This window comes from Lutibacter litoralis (genome assembly GCF_014646675.1).
Taxonomy (GTDB): domain Bacteria; phylum Bacteroidota; class Bacteroidia; order Flavobacteriales; family Flavobacteriaceae; genus Lutibacter; species Lutibacter litoralis.
On sequence record NZ_BMNS01000007.1, the window covers coordinates 40,346 to 57,969 of the forward strand.

General features: G+C 29.4%; 19 protein-coding genes. 16 read left to right on the forward strand and 3 right to left on the reverse strand.

Features of this window, described 5'->3' with window-relative positions:
• Nucleotides 1–34: 34 nt before the first annotated feature.
• The 4 genes from IEW75_RS11755 to IEW75_RS11770 are packed head-to-tail and all read left to right on the forward strand — an operon-like array spanning nucleotide 35 to nucleotide 3,441.
• Complete coding sequence (locus tag IEW75_RS11755; RefSeq protein ID WP_134249034.1) at nucleotides 35–472, forward strand: single-stranded DNA-binding protein; 438 nt, start codon at nucleotides 35–37, stop codon at nucleotides 470–472.
• 21 nt (nucleotides 473–493) lie between these two features.
• Complete coding sequence (gldE, locus tag IEW75_RS11760) at nucleotides 494–1,810, forward strand: gliding motility-associated protein GldE (protein ID WP_134249033.1); 1,317 nt, start codon at nucleotides 494–496, stop codon at nucleotides 1,808–1,810.
• A 6-nt stretch (nucleotides 1,811–1,816) separates the two neighbouring features.
• Complete coding sequence (gene gldD / locus IEW75_RS11765; protein ID WP_134249032.1) at nucleotides 1,817–2,371, forward strand: gliding motility lipoprotein GldD; 555 nt, start codon at nucleotides 1,817–1,819, stop codon at nucleotides 2,369–2,371.
• Nucleotides 2,362–3,441, forward strand: a complete 1,080-nt coding sequence (locus IEW75_RS11770) for a COX15/CtaA family protein (RefSeq protein ID WP_134249031.1) — start codon at nucleotides 2,362–2,364, stop codon at nucleotides 3,439–3,441. The genes gldD and IEW75_RS11770 overlap by 10 nt, the downstream gene beginning before the upstream one ends.
• A gap of 35 nt (nucleotides 3,442–3,476) precedes the next feature.
• Here IEW75_RS11770 and IEW75_RS11775 read toward each other — a convergent pair whose 3' ends face one another.
• Both IEW75_RS11775 and IEW75_RS11780 read right to left on the reverse strand, forming a co-directional pair.
• Entirely contained in the window at nucleotides 3,477–3,809 is a 333-nt protein-coding gene (locus IEW75_RS11775; protein ID WP_134249030.1) for a hypothetical protein, read from the reverse strand.
• Between the two features lie 75 nt (nucleotides 3,810–3,884).
• Nucleotides 3,885–4,280, reverse strand: coding sequence for a heavy-metal-associated domain-containing protein (locus IEW75_RS11780; RefSeq protein WP_134249029.1), 396 nt, complete (start codon nucleotides 4,278–4,280; stop codon nucleotides 3,885–3,887).
• A 91-nt stretch (nucleotides 4,281–4,371) separates the two neighbouring features.
• Between IEW75_RS11780 and IEW75_RS11785 the strand changes: the two genes are divergently transcribed.
• Nucleotides 4,372–5,244, forward strand: a complete 873-nt coding sequence (locus tag IEW75_RS11785; RefSeq protein WP_134249028.1) for a DMT family transporter — start codon at nucleotides 4,372–4,374, stop codon at nucleotides 5,242–5,244.
• 65 nt (nucleotides 5,245–5,309) lie between these two features.
• Here the strand turns inward: IEW75_RS11785 and IEW75_RS11790 are convergent, their stop codons facing one another.
• The gene (locus IEW75_RS11790) at nucleotides 5,310–8,792 is read right to left on the reverse strand and encodes a M16 family metallopeptidase (protein WP_134249027.1); all 3,483 of its coding nucleotides are present in this window, start codon (nucleotides 8,790–8,792) and stop codon (nucleotides 5,310–5,312) included.
• A 318-nt stretch (nucleotides 8,793–9,110) separates the two neighbouring features.
• Here IEW75_RS11790 and rplU point away from each other — a divergent pair, with 318 nt between their 5' ends.
• The 11 genes from rplU (at nucleotide 9,111) to IEW75_RS11845 (ending at nucleotide 17,580) form a co-directional block, all read left to right on the forward strand.
• The gene (gene rplU, locus IEW75_RS11795; RefSeq protein WP_134249026.1) at nucleotides 9,111–9,614 is read left to right on the forward strand and encodes a 50S ribosomal protein L21; all 504 of its coding nucleotides are present in this window, start codon (nucleotides 9,111–9,113) and stop codon (nucleotides 9,612–9,614) included.
• Nucleotides 9,615–9,641: 27 nt separating this feature from the next.
• Nucleotides 9,642–9,902: a 50S ribosomal protein L27 gene (gene rpmA / locus IEW75_RS11800; RefSeq protein WP_134249025.1), complete on the forward strand. Its 261-nt coding sequence runs from the start codon at nucleotides 9,642–9,644 to the stop codon at nucleotides 9,900–9,902.
• 91 nt (nucleotides 9,903–9,993) lie between these two features.
• Nucleotides 9,994–11,226, forward strand: coding sequence for a 3-deoxy-D-manno-octulosonic acid transferase (locus IEW75_RS11805; protein ID WP_134249024.1), 1,233 nt, complete (start codon nucleotides 9,994–9,996; stop codon nucleotides 11,224–11,226).
• Complete coding sequence (locus IEW75_RS11810; protein WP_134249023.1) at nucleotides 11,223–11,858, forward strand: Crp/Fnr family transcriptional regulator; 636 nt, start codon at nucleotides 11,223–11,225, stop codon at nucleotides 11,856–11,858. The genes IEW75_RS11805 and IEW75_RS11810 overlap by 4 nt, the downstream gene beginning before the upstream one ends.
• 71 nt (nucleotides 11,859–11,929) lie before the next feature.
• Complete coding sequence (locus IEW75_RS11815) at nucleotides 11,930–12,487, forward strand: YeeE/YedE family protein (RefSeq protein WP_134249022.1); 558 nt, start codon at nucleotides 11,930–11,932, stop codon at nucleotides 12,485–12,487.
• Between the two features lie 10 nt (nucleotides 12,488–12,497).
• Nucleotides 12,498–12,911, forward strand: a complete 414-nt coding sequence (locus tag IEW75_RS11820) for a DUF6691 family protein (RefSeq protein ID WP_134249021.1) — start codon at nucleotides 12,498–12,500, stop codon at nucleotides 12,909–12,911.
• A gap of 98 nt (nucleotides 12,912–13,009) precedes the next feature.
• Entirely contained in the window at nucleotides 13,010–13,642 is a 633-nt protein-coding gene (locus IEW75_RS11825; RefSeq protein ID WP_134249020.1) for a Crp/Fnr family transcriptional regulator, read from the forward strand.
• Nucleotides 13,642–14,628, forward strand: a complete 987-nt coding sequence (moaA, locus tag IEW75_RS11830; protein ID WP_134249019.1) for a GTP 3',8-cyclase MoaA — start codon at nucleotides 13,642–13,644, stop codon at nucleotides 14,626–14,628. Before IEW75_RS11825 ends, moaA begins: the two co-directional genes overlap by 1 nt.
• 78 nt (nucleotides 14,629–14,706) lie before the next feature.
• Nucleotides 14,707–15,957: a molybdopterin molybdotransferase MoeA gene (locus IEW75_RS11835; RefSeq protein ID WP_229714448.1), complete on the forward strand. Its 1,251-nt coding sequence runs from the start codon at nucleotides 14,707–14,709 to the stop codon at nucleotides 15,955–15,957.
• A 38-nt stretch (nucleotides 15,958–15,995) separates the two neighbouring features.
• On the forward strand, nucleotides 15,996–16,475 hold the full coding sequence (gene moaC, locus IEW75_RS11840) for a cyclic pyranopterin monophosphate synthase MoaC (RefSeq protein ID WP_134249018.1): 480 nt from the start codon (nucleotides 15,996–15,998) through the stop codon (nucleotides 16,473–16,475).
• Entirely contained in the window at nucleotides 16,468–17,580 is a 1,113-nt protein-coding gene (locus IEW75_RS11845; RefSeq protein ID WP_134249017.1) for an NTP transferase domain-containing protein, read from the forward strand. The genes moaC and IEW75_RS11845 overlap by 8 nt, the downstream gene beginning before the upstream one ends.
• Nucleotides 17,581–17,624: the final 44 nt, after the last annotated feature.

The window sequence follows — 17,624 nt, forward strand, 5'->3', positions numbered from 1 at the left end:
TAGTACTTTTGATTAATCAATAATACATAAAAAAATGGCTGGAACAATAAACAAAGTAATTCTTATTGGACATTTAGGAGACAACGTTAAAATGCACTATTTTGAAGGTGGAAATTCAATAGGTCGTTTTCCTTTAGCCACTAATGAAACCTATACCAATAAACAAACAGGTGATAAAGTAACAACAACAGAATGGCATAATATTGTTGTTAGAAATAAATTAGCCGAAATTTGCGAAAAATATTTAACTACTGGAGACAAAGTTTACTGCGAGGGTAGAATAAAAACACGTCAATGGGAAGGTGAAGATGGCTCTAAAAGATATACTACAGAAATTCACGTTGCAGATATGACTTTTTTGTCTACCAAAAAGGAGTTGAATTCTCCACAATCAAGTGTTGAAAACAAACAGGTTGAAACTCCAAAAAATGAGACTTCTACCAATGAAGTTGAAGATGATTTACCATTCTAAGTTTAATTTAATAAAAAATAATTGGATCCTGAACCCACATTTTTAATCACTAATTTTATCGAAAGCTTAAATATTTTGCTACTTATTAGTTTTGCAGTGTTATTTTTATTGTTGATTCTTTCAGCTTTAATTTCTGGTGCAGAAGTTGCTTTTTTTTCACTTTCTAAAGCTACACTATCAGATGTGTTAGAATCGGACTCTGACAAACAAAAAGCAGTTGTTGACTTGTTAAAAGATCCGCAAAAACTTTTGGCTACTATATTAATTTCAAACAATTTTATTAATATTTTAGTGGTATTGATTTTTGCCTATATAGGTGAAATTATTTTTAGTGATATTGCATCAGATTTGCTAAAATTTTTAATTGAAGTTGTATTAGTTACTTTTTTAATTTTACTTTTTGGTGAAGTTTTGCCAAAGGTTTATGCAACCAGAAATTCATTAAAATTTGCAACTTTTATGGCGGTTCCATTAAAAGTTTTAAATTCACTTTTATCAGTTGTTAGTCTGCCTTTAATGAGCATAACTAATAGTATTGAAAATAAATTGGGGAAGAAAAAATCTAGCCTATCTGTAGAAAAATTATCTCAAGCGTTAGAATTAACTTCAAATGAAGCCACAACCAAAGACGAGCAAAAAATTTTACAGGGAATTGTTAATTTTGGGAATACTGAAACAGGTCAAATAATGACTCCTAGAATTGATGTTTTTGCACTTTCTAGTAGCGAACCTTACGATGTTATTATAGATAAAATTGTAACAAAAGGGTTTTCTAGAAATCCGGTCTATAATGAAAATACCGACAATATAATAGGTGTTTTATATGCCAAAGATTTACTACCTCATTTAAATAAAAAAGATTTTAAATGGCAAGATGTTATAAGAGAGCCTTATTTTGTTCCAGAAAATAAAAAACTTGACGACCTGTTAAAAGAATTTCAAGAAAAGAAAAATCATTTAGCAATTGTAGTGGATGAGTACGGCGGAACAAGTGGTGTAATTTCTCTTGAAGATGTTATTGAAGAAATTGTGGGCGATATTAATGATGAATTTGATGACGACGATATTTCTTATTCTAAATTAGATGCAAATAACTATGTGTTTGATGGTAAAACCAATTTAAAAGATTTCTATAAAATACTAGAAATTGAAGACACAGAAATATTTGATAAAAATAAAGGCGAATCTGAAACAATTGCTGGGTTTATATTAGAAATTTGTGGAAAATTTCCTAAAAAGAATGAAATAATAAAGTTCGGTTCTTATACGTTTAAAATTGAGTCTATGGATAAAAAAAGAATCAAACAAATAAAAGTTACCATTAATAGAAACAAATAGAGTAGAATGAGAAATTTTATTTTAATGTTAGCAGTTATTTTAATGATTGTTTCTTGTACAAATAATACGTTGCCAAAACCAAAACCTTTTTTAAAATTACAGTATCCAGAAATTACATATTCAAAATTTAATTCAGATTGTCCTTATATTTTTGAATTTTCTGAAATGGCTATAATTTCTTTAAAAGAAAACTGTTGGGCAACTATTAAATATCCAAGATTAAAAGCAACAATTCATATTACGTATAGAGAAGTTAACAATAACTTAAATGAAATTTTAAGAGAAATTGAAAAGCTAACCTACGAACATACTATAAAAGCAGATGCTATTCCAAATGCGTTGCCTTATGAAAATTTTGATAAAAATGTATTTGCTAAATTGTATAATGTTGAAGGAAATGTAGCTTCAAACATTCAATTTATGGCAACAGATAGTGTAAAAAATGTGCTTGCAGGCTCTTTATATTTTTATACAAAACCAAATTATGATTCAATTTTACCTGCTATAAAATATATAGAAAAGGATATTATTCATTTAGTTGAAACTTTAGAATGGAAATAAAATCAAACAAAAAATACAAGTACACAAAAACCATAAGAAACTGGCTTTTGTTGGGGTTGATAATGTTAATTGGACAAGTTATTATTGGTGGAATTACTAGGTTAACGGGTTCTGGACTTTCAATAACACGTTGGGATATTATTACAGGAGTTATTCCACCACTAAATGCTGAAGAATGGTTGCATGAATTTAATTTATATAAAGAAACACCTCAGTTTCACAAAATAAATTCTACATTTACTATACAAGATTTTAAATTTATTTATTTCTGGGAATATTTTCATAGACTTTGGGTACGCGCTTTAGGGTTTATATTTTTAATCCCTTTTCTAATTTTTGTGGTTAGAAAAAAAATTAATGGCTATTTAATTAAAAGACTTGGATTAGTAGTTTTTTTAACAATTTTAACTGCTTCGGCTGGTTGGATTATGGTAAAAAGCGGATTGGTAAACAGGCCTTGGGTAAATGCTTACAAACTCACAATACATTTTATGCTAGCCTTGTTAGTAATAACAGCAATGGTAAAAACTATTGCAGATGTATATAATTTTGGAACGCGTAAAGCAAACAAATCTAGAAAAATAGTTTCATTAGTTTTGGTAATTACTTTTATTCAAATGATTTTTGCAGGACTAATGTCTGGTATGCGAGCTGGTTTGTATTATCCAAGTTGGCCAAATATGAATGGTGAATTTTTGCCAGCAGTCTTATTAAATTCTGAAAACTGGATTTGGGAAAATATGATAAATTACGATAGCTATTTATTTGCACCAGCATTTATACAATTTACGCATAGAATGTTGGCTTATTTATTATTAGTAATTACAATTTACATGTTTTTGAAGCTTCGTAATAAAATTACAGTATTTAGTAAGAACTGGTTGAATACTATCTTGTTTTTACTAATATTACAAGTTGTTTTGGGAATATTAACGGTACTTAATGTTGAGGGTAAAATACCTTTGTTTTTAGGTACAAGTCACCAATTGGTGGGTGTGTTATTTTTAATAAGTTTGTTGTTTTTAAATTACTCTTTAAGGGAACAAAAGAATAAAAAAACTCCAATTTAATAATTGGAGTTTTAAAATTTTAAAAAAAGAATTTATTATTTTATAACATCTTCAACTTCTTTTTTAACTTTTTCAGCTCCTTCTTTTACAGCTTCGGCACCTTCTTTTACAGTTTCTTTAACAGTCTCCGAAGCTTCTTTTGCATCAGCACTTAAAGAGTCAACAGCTTTTTCAACACCTTCTTTAAGGCTCTCTGCACCTTCTTCTACAGCGTCTTTAGCTTCTTCGGCAGCATCTTTAACACCATCCGCAGCAGCCTCAACTTCAGTTGAAACAGCGTCTTTTAGTTCTTTCTTCTCAGTTTCTTTACAAGAAATTGTAATTACACTAACTATTGCAATTGCAATTAATAGTTTAAATGTTTTCATTTTTAAATTGATTTTTGAATTAATTAATTACAAATTAACAACAAATTCTTTACTAAGAATATAATTTTTGAATTTTTATTCTATAACATCTTTATTTTCAGAAGTTTCCTTAATTATTAAATCTATTTCTGTAGATTTAGATACCGAGTATAAATCTCCACCTGCTATTTTGTTGATTTTTTCAGCAATAGCTTCTTTATTTAACTTGTTAGAATCAAAAGTAAAAAGTCCTTTTTTAGATTCAAAATCTACTTTCGTGTAGGTAATACCTTCTACTTTAGAAAGTTTAGATTGTATTAACCTAGCGCATCCTATTTCGCAGGTCATTCCTTCAATTTCAACCTCAATACTTTTGTAATTGGCTGCCACCTCAGGTTTTTCAGTTTCGTTTTTAGTTTCTAAAGATTTTTTTTCAGTTTCATTACAAGAAAACGCTGCAAAAATAAAAAGAAGAACGATTAACTTTTTCATAATTAGCTTAATTTTAAATATTTAAACAAAAGTAGCAACTAATAATTTCAAATCCGAATATTTATCCGAATTTTGCATTTTATTAACAACAATGGAAAATAAAAATTTACGTTGGGTTTATCTAGCTACACTTGCTTTAATTTGGGGAAGCTCTTTTATTCTAATGAAGAGAGCGTTATTAGTTTTATCACCAATACAAGTTGGTGCCTTAAGAACATTATTTACAGCTATATTTTTAATTTTAATTGGAGGTAAAAAAATATTTAAAATTAAAAGACGTCATTGGTATTATTTAACTTTAAATGGTTTTTTAGGTACTTTTTTTCCCGCTTTTTTGTTTGCCTTTGCCATTGATAAAATTGACAGTTCTATTGCTTCAATTTTAAATTCTTTAACACCATTAAACACGTTAATTTTTGGAGCTCTGGTTTTTGGATTTAGTTTTAGGAAACGACAATTAATAGGAGTTTTAATTGGCTTAATTGGTACTTTAATGCTTATTTTAAAAGGGGCTGAGTTAAATCCCAATCAAGATTATTTTTATGCAAGTTTTATTTTAATAGCTTCAATTGGTTATGCACTAAATGTTAATATTTTAAAAAAGTATTTATTTGATCTAGATGCTTTAAGTATTACTGTAGCTAATTTTGTATTGCTTATAATTCCTACCTTAATTGTGTTGTGGTTTACAAACTTTTTTGAATCTTTTGAACTTAATGAGTCCACTAAAAAAGGGATGTTTTATTTAGCAATTTTAGCTGTTTTTGGTACTGGTTTGGCGAAAATTATGTTTAACAGATTAATACAAATATCTACACCAATATTCTCATCTTCAGTTACATACTTAATACCAATTGTAGCAATTACTTGGGGAATTTTAGATGGAGAAAAAATAACTTTATTTCAAGTTGTTTCAGGTGCTATTATAATGTTTGGGGTTTATTTGGTAAACAAATCTAAATAAAAAAGGCTGTCTAAAAAATGTTTCTTTTTAGACAGCCTTTTTTTAATATTTTAGAAGTTGAAGTATTAAAAATCTTCTTCAGAAACTCCTTCGTTTACTTTAGCATCAATTAATTTAAATTCAACTTTTTGAGGACCTAAACTACCAGTCTTTGTTCCTGCAAATTTAACTCCGTTAAATTCTTTATAATCGCTATAGGTTGCTTCAGTTTTTTGAGTTTGACCACCCATACTTACTGTTTGTACTTCTTTTACTTTTAAACCAGTTTCAACATCAAAATAAATATCAGTAGAAACAATTTCTCCTTTTGTAGATATTACATAAGCATCTTTACCATCTAAAGATTCAATACCAGACAATTTTGAGTTTTCGTTGTTTAGTAACCCCATTTCTAAGAAAGTACCTAAAGTGTTTGTCATTTCAGAAGCCATATTTTCTGGTAATGGTTGTTTGTTCATAGTAACACCGTCTTTACTCATAACTATCTTTTGCATTACATTACCACCCATACTAGTTTCGTTAGCATATTTAGTAGCTGTTCTTTTTTCAGTACTTGAAATTACACTACCCATTACTTCTGCTTCATACGTAACTAGTGTGCTTTCTAGAGCTTTAATTTTATCTGCTCCACCAATCGCATTAAAATAACCATCAATTACAGATTGCTTAGTAACGTCATCAGCAATTGCTACTGATTTTTCTGAAGCTTTCTTGGCTGCAGCTGCTGCTTTTAAAATTGACTCTTCGGTTGGTTTAAAAATTACTTCGTAAGTTTTTGCGTTTGTAACTAAATTCTTTGTATATTTTTGAATGTCTTTAATAGTAATGTTATTAACAATTTCTTCGAAATTTTCAGGATCATTCATATTATAATCTTCACGGTAAAAGTTTCTTAATAAACTCATATCATATCTATTATAATTTTTTTGATCTTCTCTTTCTTTTTTATAATTAGTTAATGTTTTATCAAGATCTAATTGTTGAATATCTCCGTTTGCTATTTTTTTAATTTCATTGTGAACAATACCAACTAGCTTTTCAACTTTTTCTGGATCACAATCAAACGAAACGGAAATTGAAGCTTCATTTATTGGTCTTTTAGAGATACTACTTCTAGCGGAAGCACCGTAAGTTCCTCCTTCTTCTTCTCTAAGTGTTTCGGTATATCTCAATTGCAGAATATCTCCTAAAGCTTTTGCAAGCATCGCATTTTTTAGAGAGTATTTCATGTTGTTTTTATACGAAACTCTTACAGAACTTTTAGGGTCTTCCATTTTAAGAAAAATATCCTTATCAATGGCATTTGAAACCCAGTTAACAGAATTGTCTTTCCACATTTCCATTTCTTGATTTGTGTCTAGACTAGCAATATATTTTTCTAATAAAGGTTTTAGGCTCTCTTTTTCAACATCTCCAACAATAAAAAATTCAAAATCAGCTGCATTATTAAATCTCTCTAAATAAATTTGTTTAGATTTTTCAAATGACATCTCATCTACTAAATCTTGGTTAAAAATACGTTGTGTTGGGTGATTTTTACCGTAAAGTGTAGTTGTTAAACTATCGTTCATTTTTTCACTAATATTCTCGCTTCTTCTAATCAGATAGTTTTTTACATTTTCCATTAAAACTTTATATGCATCTTCTTCAAAACGAGGTTTTTCAAAAGTTAAATAAACCATTTGAAGCATTGTTTCAACATCTTTTGTTGAAGATGATCCTGAAACACTTTCAGATAAAGAAGAAATATTAACCGACGTAGATGCCGTTTTTCCTGCAAGTACTTTAGGTAAATCTGTTCTTGAAAAATCTCCTAAACCAGAAAACTGGGCTACACCAGTTGTAAGTGCTGCAGATGCCAATAAAACATCGTCTATTAACGAATTTCCACCGTAACTTATGGCACTTAATTTTACGTCATTTTCGTTCTTATCAGCAAATTTATAGTGAACTTTTATGCCATTACTTAAGGTAAAAGTAGTTGCCTCAATTTCTTTATTAAAGTTTTCTGAAACTATTTTACCTTCATTTATCTCTACACCTGAAATTAGTGTTTTTCCGCTGAAAGAATCTTTATAAGCAGTTATTGAATTATCATTTTCCACTTCGTTAATAATCGCTAAAGTACTTTCTTTAGTTAAATTATTATTTCCTTTTACACCAGTTACAACAATAGCTCTATTGTTTTTTGTGTATAATGGTTTTAGGAAATTGTTAACCTCTTCTAAATCAATAGTTTCAAGAATATTTTTTGCAATTTCATATTCTTCAACTAGATCTGTCATTGTTTCATTCTCAAGGTAATTTTGTTGAATTGTTCTAATAATTCTTCCGTGAGAAATATCGTTTATTTTAGCAATTTGAGTTTCGTAGTTGTTTTTTATTTGAGCAATTGTTCTGCTTATTTCTGCTTCAGTAAAACCAAATTTAACTGCTCTGTTTAACTCTGTTAAAGCAGCTTTAAAAGCTTCGTGTTGTTGGTTTGGTTTAGGATAAACTGCAAGGCTAAGTTGTTTTTTTGTTCTTACAAAATTTCCATAATTAAAACGTGCCGCCATAAAAGGAGCATCTGGTTTTTCAGTTATTTCACTTATTCTAGAAGATAACATGGTTCGAACCATGCTATTAATTAATGATTCTTTTAAATCTTTAACGGTTTGATCTGCTAACGATCTAGGATGATTTATGGTAAATGAAATATTTGAAGTTGTTACTTCTTCGTCCATACCAACTGTAAATAACATTTCTTCATTATCCGGAATTTCAACTAAAAAACGCTCTTTTGGGTTTTCTACAGCCGGAATATTTGAAAATTGTTTGATGATTTTTTGCTCAATTTCATCCACATCAATATCTCCAACTATTGCAATTGCTTGTAAATCTGTCCTATACCAGTCATGGTAGAAGTCTCTTAAAGCTTTGTATTCAAAACCTTCTACAATATCCATTAAACCAATTGGTAAACGTTCAGAGTATTTAGAATTGCCAAACATAACTGGAAGTGTTTGTTCTAAAATTCTCATTTGTCCGTTTTGTCTTGTTCTCCACTCCTCTTTAATTACACCTCTTTCGGCATCAATTTCTTCGTCGGTAAGCAACAGATAATTAGACCAATCGTTTAAAATTAATAAGGCAGTATCTACTAAACCATCTTTAGTAGGAATGTTGTCTAAGTTATACACAGTTTCATCAAAACCTGTGTATGCGTTAATGTCTTTTCCAAATACAGCTCCGTGTTTTTGAAGCGTATTTAAAATACCTTTTCCGGCAAAGTTCTTTGTTCCATTAAATGCCATATGTTCTAAAAAGTGAGCCAACCCTTGTTGGTCATCATTTTCTAATACTGAACCAACATTTTGAATTATATAATAACTAGCTGCATTTTTAGTTACATCCGTATTATAAATATAATAAGTCATTCCATTTTCTAGTACCCCTTTTTTAATTTTCTGGTTTACAGGTAATGGTTCTTCTAAATTTACTTTTTGCGCAAAAGTGTTAAAACTTAAAATTAGCGCGAAAAAGCTTAAACAATAAAATTTTCTCATAGGTGTTGATTTGATAGAATTAAGATTAAATATTACATACTTGTAGCATGTTTTTTCTTTTTGTTACATTTTTTTTAAAAGAAGATGTAGGATTCTTTAAATTGAATTTTAAGAATCAAATTTAAAAAACTTTTATCCTTTTTAAGTTCATTTCGAATAAATTAACTAAACATTAAGAGAATATAGTTTAAGAGGTTAAAAATGAGGACTTTCTTATAGTTAATTTTGTTTTGCTGAATAAGAAAAAAACTTTATATTTGCACCCGCCTTAATTGAAAAGGTAATTATTTATTAATAAAGCGAATAAAAACTATACGTATGTATGCAATTGTAGAAATAGCAGGGCAGCAGTTTAAAGTAGCGAAAGACCAAAAGGTTTACGTACATCGTTTACAAGAAGCAGAAGGAAACAAAGTTTCTTTTGATAAAGTTCTTCTTTTAGATAACGATGGTGCAGTAACAGTTGGCGCCCCAGCTATCCAAGGAGCCGAAGTAACGGCTAAAATTTTAGGTCACTTACAAGGTGATAAAGTAATCGTTTTCAAAAAGAAACGAAGAAAAGGATACAGAAAAAAGAATGGTCACCGCCAAGCTTTAACTGAAATTCAAATTGAAAGTATTGCTGAAAGTGGTGCTAAAAAAGCAGCTCCTAAAAAAGAAGCAGCTCCAAAAGCAGAGAAAGCTGTAGAACCAAAGGCAGATGCATCGAACGATTTAAGTTCAATGACAGTTGCTGAATTAAAAGCTTTAGCTAAAGAAAAAGGTCTTGAAGGCTACACTTCTTTAAAGAAAGCTGAGTTAATTGAAGCATTAAGTAAATAAGAACTAACATTTTAAAACCATAACATCATGGCACATAAAAAAGGAGTAGGTAGTTCGAAGAATGGTAGAGAATCAGAATCGAAACGACTAGGAGTAAAAATATTTGGCGGACAAGCTGCTATTGCAGGTAACATTATTATCCGTCAAAGAGGAACTCAACACCACCCTGGTGAAAACGTATATATGGGAAAAGATCATACTTTACACGCAAAAGTGGATGGTTTGGTAAAATTCCAAAAGAAAAAAGACAACAGATCTTATGTTTCTATTGAGCCTTTTGAAGCTTAAGAAATAATTTTCTTTAAATTTTTAAAAACTCCCAAACTAGTAAAAAGTTTGGGGGTTTTTTTATGAGCTTATTTTGTACATTTGCTATCTTATGTACTTTTTATACAACATACTTATTTTTAAAGCCAGTTTAATTTTAAAAATACTGGCACTTTTCAATAAAAAAATAAAATTTTTTGTTGATGGACGTAAACAAACTTTTACAAAATTAAAACAGCATATTAAAAAAACAGACCATGTAATTTGGATGCATTGTGCTTCATTAGGAGAATTTGAACAAGGCAGACCAATTTTAGAAAAATTAAAAGAAAAATATCCCACAAAAAAGATTGTATTAACTTTTTTTTCGCCATCGGGTTACGAGGTTAGAAAAAATTACAACGGAGCAGATGTAGTATGCTATTTACCGTTAGATTCTGTTAAAAATGCTAAAAGATTTCTAGATATTATTCATCCAGAAACTGCAATTTTTGTAAAATATGAATTTTGGCCAAACTTATTAAAAGAATTAAAGGTTAGAAATATTGACACCATTTTAATTTCAGGTATTTTTAGAAAAAATCAAGTGTTTTTTAAATGGTATGGCGGTTTTATGCGAAAAGCTTTAAGAGCATTCTCTTACTTTTTTGTGCAAGATAAATCATCTGAAAACTTATTAAAAAGTATAAAAATTGAGCATGTGAGAGCTTGTGGAGATACTCGTTTTGATAGAGTTTATGAAATTACAAAACAAGATAATACACTCGATTTTATTTCAAAATTTAAGAATAATACCTACACATTGGTTGCAGGAAGCACTTGGAAAGAAGATGAGGAATTACTAGTTGATTACATAAATAACAAGGCTTCAGCAAAAGAAAAGTTTATTATTGCGCCTCATAATATAAATGCAAAAGATATTCAAGAATTAAAAAAATCGATTACTAAAAAGGTTGTTTTATTTTCAGAAAAAGAAGATAGAGAGCTTCAAGAATATCAAGTTTTTATTATTGATACTATCGGGATTTTAACAAAAGTGTACAGTTATGCTGATATTGCTTATGTTGGTGGAGGTTATACAAAATCTGGAGTCCATAATGTGTTAGAGCCAGCAACTTTTGGTGTACCAATAATTGTTGGACCAAATTATAGTAAATTTATTGAAGTAATAGAATTAGTTGCTAAAGAGGCTTGTTTTTCAGTAAATAATTCTCAAAAATTATCCGTACTTTTAAGCAGTTTTTTTAGTGATAAAATTAAAAGATTAGAAACAGGTTCAAAAGCATTGAATTATGTGATTAATAAAACAGGGTCTACCGCAAAAATTTTAAAATACTTAAAATGATTAGAGAAAAATTAGAGAACTTTTATTCTTATGTTTTTGAAAAAGAATTATTAGATGAAATTGAGCAAGTTGGAGTGTATAAAAAATTACGTGAAAACGAATTGTTAGTTGATTTAGGTGATCAAATGAAAGGAGTTCCACTATTATTAGATGGTGCTATAAAAATTGTAAGAGAAGATAAAAAAGGTGAAGAAATATTGCTTTATTTTTTGGAAAAAGGCGATACCTGTGCAAGTTCGTTTGCTAGCGCAATTTCAAATGGAAAATGTGGTATTAGAGCAATTGCAGAAAAAGAATCTGAAATAATTTTCCTTCCAAAGGAAAAACTGGATGATTGGTTAGTTAAATACAAAAGTTGGAGAAATTTTGTAATAGATAGTTATAATATTCGTCTAAATGAAATGATGGAAACCATAGATACTTTGGCATTTATGAAAATGGATGAGCGATTGTACAAATACCTTAAAGATAAAGCTCAAATATTGCGTGAAACTACTTTAAACACCACGCATCAAGATATTGCTTACGATATGCATACCTCTCGAGTAGTAATTTCAAGGTTGTTAAAACAATTAGAGAATGAAGGTAAAATTAAGCTACACAGAAATAAAATTGAGATTTTAGAATTTTAAATACGTAACAAAAGTTACATAACAACGTATTTTATACAATACTTTTATAGTTCTAACTAATTAAATAAATTATGGAATTTATTACACAACCTTGGGCTTGGTATGTTGCTGGACCGATTATAGCCTTGGTCATGTTTTTACTGTACTACTTTGGTGAGCGTTTTGGAGTTTCTTCAAATTTAGAAACGTTATGCTCTATAGGTGGAGCTGGAAGATTTGTTGATTATTTTAAAATCGATTGGAAACAAAACTCTTGGAATTTAATATTTGTTGCCGGTGGAATTACAGGAGGTTTTATAGCTTCGCAATGGCTTTCACCAACAGATGTTGTTGCTATAAACCCGCAAACAATTCAAGATTTAGCGGATATTGGAATTCAAAATGCAGGAGCTACTTATTTACCTGAAGAAATTTTTAGCATTGAAACAATGTTATCACTTAAAGGCTTTTTAATTCTGTTAATTGCAGGAATTATGGTTGGATTTGGTGCTCGTTGGGCGGGTGGTTGTACTTCTGGCCATGCAATTGTGGGCCTAAGTAATTTAGAACTTCCATCGTTAATAGCCGTCATCGGGTTTTTTATTGGAGGCTTAATTATGACTTGGTTTATTTTACCATTATTATTTTAAAAAGAGAAACATGAAATATATAAAGTTTTTTTTAGTAGGTATACTCTTTGGAATAGTAATGAGTAAAGCTGAAATAATTTCGTGGTACAGAATATACGAAATGTTTAAATTTCAATCGTTTCATATGTATGGAATTATTGGATCAGCAGTTCTTTTAGGAATGATAAGCATGTTTTTATTCAGAAAGAAAATGGTAAAAACATTTGAAGGAAATGAGATTCATGTGCCACCAAAAAAATCAGGATTGTATCGTAATTTATTAGGTGGTATTTTATTTGGTTTAGGTTGGGCGTTGGCAGGTGCTTGTCCAGGCCCAATGTTTGTTCTTATAGGGAAAGGAGTTGTATCAATTTTAGTTGTAATTTTTGGGGCAACACTTGGTGCTTTTTTATATGGATATTTTAAGGATAAACTACCTCACTAAATAGTTTTTTTTGAAAAGCAATTAGGTTAAAAAGTTTATTGCTCTAATAAAATTTAAACTACAAATAACATGTGACCTTTAAAAAATAATTCAGACACATGAAAATTAATAAAATAATTGATAGCCATTTTTCAAAAGTATTTGAAATAAAATTACAACAAGAACTTTGTAAATATGGTATTTTAAAGCAGGCTGAACCAGATCAAATTATTTTAGAAATACGCAGAGATGCAAATTTTATTCCTTTAATTGTCTCGGGAGTTGCAAAAGTTATGCGCCGTGACGGAAAAGGAAACGGTATTTTCCTACATTATTTGTCAAATATACAAACAAGTGCGATTGCAATTTCGTATGCGCTTGAAAATAAAGAGAATGAAATTAGAATAAAAGCCGAAAGCAATATTACTTACATTGCAATACCAACAAAAATTGTAAATTCGTGGTTTGATAAATACAATTCGTGGAGATTGTTTTTTTTAAAATTAAACCAACAGCAAACAGCATCTTTATTAAATTTAATTAATGATATCGCTTTTGAAAATTTAGAATTTCGAGTTTTAAAATATATAGAAAATTCAAGTTTAATTTACAATAATAACACTATTAATAGAAAGCATTTTGATATTGCAAGAGATTTAAAAGTTTCAAGAGAAGCTATTTCAAGAATCTTAAAAAAATTAGAAAAAGAAGAAGTTGTAACTTTAGGAAGAAATAAAATAACATTAAATTAATGCAGTTAACAGATAAATTTGGTAGAAAAATTTCGTATTTAAGATTGGCAATTACAGACCGATGTAATTTACGATGTCAATATTGCATGCCAGCTCACGGCATTGACATTGTTAAAAGAACAGCGTTGCTTACTTATAAAGAAATGTATCGAATTATTAGAGTGCTTTCAGAATTAGGAGTGGATAAAGTTAGGCTTACAGGAGGAGAACCTTTTGTGCGTAGAGATTTTGTAAATTTTTTAGAATCACTTTCTTTCAACGACAAATTACAGGAAATAAATATTACAACAAACGGTGCATTAATTTCAAATCACATCAAAAAATTAGAGGAATTAAATATAAATTCAATTAATTTAAGTATTGATAGTTTGCAAAGAGAAAAATTTACTAAAATTACAAGAAGAGATGTTTATGAAAATGTTTATGATACACTATTAAAATTAGAAGAAAGTAAACTAAGATTAAAACTAAATATTGTTGTGCAATCTGGTTTTAACACCGATGAAATTATCGATTTTGTTGAATTGTCTAAAGAAAAAGATATTGCCGTTCGGTTTATTGAAGAAATGCCTTTTAACGGAAAAGGACAACGAGTAATGGAGGAAGTTTGGGATTTCAATAAAATCATCAATCATATTAAAGGAAGTTATTCTGAAGTTGAAAATGTGCTTTCAAAAAAATCTTCAACTTCAAAAAACTATAAAATACCTAATTATAGGGGGACTTTTGGAATAATTTCGGCTTTTACACGTACTATATGTAACGATTGCGATAGAATTAGAATTACAGCGACCGGAATGTTTAAAAACTGTTTGTTTGATGGTGGTGTTTTTAATGTACGTGATTTTATTAGAGATGGCGCAAGTGATGATGATCTGAAAGAATTATTTATTAAAACAGTAGATAAAAAACCTAAAAACGGATTTATTGCAGAAGCATCTAGAGATAACGATGTTTCTGAAAGTATGTCTACAATTGGAGGGTGATTTCAATTGAAAATTGACAATGAATAATTAAAAATTAGCGTTCGTATTTTATTTAACCACAAATAAAGTAATTAAAAAATGTCATTCCTGCATACGCAGGAATCTTATTCTATGAATTTAACCACAGTAAAAGAAGCAACAACAATAATTTTAAACAATTCGGTAAACTTTGGAATTGAGGAAGTAGATTTTATAAATTCAGTAGGACGTGTTTTAAAAGAAGATATTGTTGCAGATAGAGATTTTCCTCCGTTTAACCGCGTTAGTATGGATGGAATTGCAATTGCTGAAGAAGCGTTTAACAAAGGGATCAGAAGCTTTAAAATTGAAGGAATACAAGCAGCAGGAAGCCCACAACTAACATTAAAAAACACCAACAATTGCATTGAAGCAATGACCGGAGCAATGCTTCCAATTAATTCAGATGTTGTAATTCAATATGAATTGTTAGAAATTAAAGATGGTTTTGCAACTGTAAACTTAGATACAGTAAAAAGTTTCCAAAACATTCATAAAAAAGGCTTAGATAGAAAACAAAACGATGTCTTAATTCCAAAAAACACCTTAATTTCTGCTGCTGAAATTGGAGTTTTTGCAACTGTAGGGAAATCTAAAGTAAAAGTTGCAAAACAGCCAAAAGTAATAATTGTTTCTACTGGAAATGAATTGGTAGAAGTTTCTGAAACTCCAGCTGAATATCAAATTAGAAGAAGTAATGTTTATACATTAGTTTCTTTATTAGAAAATTTACAAATAAAAGCAGATACTGCACATATTTTAGATGATAAAAAAACATTAGAAACTAAAATTGCTTCGTTTTTAAATGAATATGATGTGCTGCTTTTTAGCGGTGCGGTTTCTAAAGGAAAATTCGATTTTATTCCAGAAGTATTGGATAATTTGGATGTTGAAAAATTATTTCATAAAGTAAAACAGCGTCCTGGAAAACCATTTTGGTTTGGTAAAAAAACGGTCGTTGAGCGGAGTCGAAGTGCTAAAACTGTTTTCGCTTTTCCTGGAAATCCAGTTTCAACTTTTGTTAGTTGTTTAAAATATTTTTATCCTTGGTATAACAAATCTATTGGATTGAATTTTGAAAACAAACAGGAAGCAGTCTTAAGCGAAGATTTTTATTTTAAACCTAATTTAACCTATTTTTTACAAGTTAAACTTCAGCAAGAGAATGGGAAATTAATAGCCACACCAATAGCAGGAAAAGGCTCGGGAGATTTAACTAACTTGGTAGATTCTGATGCTTTTTTGGAATTGCCAGATGATAACAGTAATTTTACCAAAGGACAGGTATTTCCTCTTTTAACTTTTAGATAAACAAGGTCATTCTGAACTTGTTTCAGAATCTTATTCTTATGAAAAACAAATTCACACATATTGGCGAAAAAAACCAACCTAAAATGGTAAATGTTGGGGATAAAAAAATTACCAAACGTTCTGCAACTGCAAAAGCAACTATGTTTTTAGGGACAGAAATTATTGCACATTTTAGAGGAGATGAGTTGGTTACAAAAAAAGGACCAGTTTTTCAAACAGCAATTATTGCAGGAATTCAGGCAGTTAAAAAAACATCAGAGTTAATTCCAATGTGTCATCCATTATTGATAAACGGAGTGGAAATTGATATTGAAATTATTGATAAAACAGATATTCAAATTTTATGTACAGTTAGTATTGAAGGTAAAACTGGAGTAGAAATGGAAGCACTTACTGGAGCTAACATTGCTGCTTTATCAGTGTATGATATGTGTAAAGCAATTTCTCAAAAAATGGTAATTAAGGAAGTTAAATTACTTGAAAAATCAGGTGGTAAAAGCGATATAAAAAATGGCTAAACATCAAAAACACGCTAAATTAAAATTAAGGGATAACGACAATTTTGCGCCCAATGAAGTTTCGATTTTAGGAACAAATTGTACTAATATTTCAAATCTGGTTTCAAAAGTTTCTGAAAATCTAGCAAGTTATAGATTGGCTTATTTTGATGCCTCACATTCAAAAGATATTGGAAAAGATACCTTAGAAACGTTTACATTTCATCACAAAGGGTCTGCTGAAAATTCAATTAATTTTGAGGTAAACAAATTCAATCAACGGGTTCAGTTTTCTCAATACGATTTTGTGTTTATCAATGGAAATCATTACCAAGGAGCAAAACAAATTTTAATTTTAGACAACGAAAAAGAAGCTTCGATTTTAAAAAGATTAGAACAATTAAACAATATTCAGTTTGTAATTAAACTAAACGATGATGCTAATTATTTCGACTTTTTAGAAGAAAAATATCCTCAAATTAAAAATTTACTATGTTATGCTATTGACGAGATTGATAAAATTTCAAAACATATAGAAAATCTTATCAAAGAAAAAATTGCTCCAATAAACGGTTTGGTCTTGGCTGGCGGAAAGAGTGTAAGAATGGGAACTGATAAAGGAAGACTTAATTTTTACGGAAAAAATCAACGTGATGTTGCTTTAGAATTGTTAGAGAGTAACAATTTGAAGACATTTTTATCTGTTAGAGCAGCACAAGAAATTACAATTGAGAATAAAATAACCGATAAATTTATTGGCTTGGGTCCGTTTGGAGCGATTTGTTCTGCGTTTCAAGAAAATCCAGATGTGGCTTGGTTGGTAATCGCTACCGATTTGCCTTTTGTTACTAATGATGTGATTCAATTATTGTTAAAACATAGAAATCCTTCAAAGGCAGCAACTACAATTAAAGGAAAAGACAAGCAATTTCCAGAACCTTTAATTACTATTTGGGAGCCGAAAAGTTATCCATTATTACTAAATTATTTAGCTCAAGGCTATTCTTGTCCGCGTAAAGTGTTGATAAATTCTGATGTTGAAATTGTTGAGATTGATGATGATTTTATTAGAAATATTAATACTCCAGAAGAGTATAAAGCAGCAAAAAGAGAAATAAACGAATAGTATATTTCAATAAAAGTAGCAATATACTTATTTGATATTATTTA

Coding starts and splice junctions, on each gene's coding strand:
- IEW75_RS11755 (WP_134249034.1), top strand. CDS start 35: ATGGCTGGAACAATAAACAAAGTAATTCTTATTGGACATTTAGGAGAC.
- gldD (WP_134249032.1), top strand. CDS start 1,817: ATGAGAAATTTTATTTTAATGTTAGCAGTTATTTTAATGATTGTTTCT.
- IEW75_RS11770 (WP_134249031.1), top strand. CDS start 2,362: ATGGAAATAAAATCAAACAAAAAATACAAGTACACAAAAACCATAAGA.
- IEW75_RS11775 (WP_134249030.1), bottom strand. CDS start 3,809: ATGAAAACATTTAAACTATTAATTGCAATTGCAATAGTTAGTGTAATT.
- IEW75_RS11780 (WP_134249029.1), bottom strand. CDS start 4,280: ATGAAAAAGTTAATCGTTCTTCTTTTTATTTTTGCAGCGTTTTCTTGT.
- IEW75_RS11785 (WP_134249028.1), top strand. CDS start 4,372: ATGGAAAATAAAAATTTACGTTGGGTTTATCTAGCTACACTTGCTTTA.
- IEW75_RS11790 (WP_134249027.1), bottom strand. CDS start 8,792: ATGAGAAAATTTTATTGTTTAAGCTTTTTCGCGCTAATTTTAAGTTTT.
- rplU (WP_134249026.1), top strand. CDS start 9,111: ATGTATGCAATTGTAGAAATAGCAGGGCAGCAGTTTAAAGTAGCGAAA.
- rpmA (WP_134249025.1), top strand. CDS start 9,642: ATGGCACATAAAAAAGGAGTAGGTAGTTCGAAGAATGGTAGAGAATCA.
- IEW75_RS11805 (WP_134249024.1), top strand. CDS start 9,994: ATGTACTTTTTATACAACATACTTATTTTTAAAGCCAGTTTAATTTTA.
- IEW75_RS11810 (WP_134249023.1), top strand. CDS start 11,223: ATGATTAGAGAAAAATTAGAGAACTTTTATTCTTATGTTTTTGAAAAA.
- IEW75_RS11815 (WP_134249022.1), top strand. CDS start 11,930: ATGGAATTTATTACACAACCTTGGGCTTGGTATGTTGCTGGACCGATT.
- IEW75_RS11820 (WP_134249021.1), top strand. CDS start 12,498: ATGAAATATATAAAGTTTTTTTTAGTAGGTATACTCTTTGGAATAGTA.
- IEW75_RS11825 (WP_134249020.1), top strand. CDS start 13,010: ATGAAAATTAATAAAATAATTGATAGCCATTTTTCAAAAGTATTTGAA.
- moaA (WP_134249019.1), top strand. CDS start 13,642: ATGCAGTTAACAGATAAATTTGGTAGAAAAATTTCGTATTTAAGATTG.
- IEW75_RS11835 (WP_229714448.1), top strand. CDS start 14,707: ATGTCATTCCTGCATACGCAGGAATCTTATTCTATGAATTTAACCACA.
- moaC (WP_134249018.1), top strand. CDS start 15,996: ATGAAAAACAAATTCACACATATTGGCGAAAAAAACCAACCTAAAATG.
- IEW75_RS11845 (WP_134249017.1), top strand. CDS start 16,468: ATGGCTAAACATCAAAAACACGCTAAATTAAAATTAAGGGATAACGAC.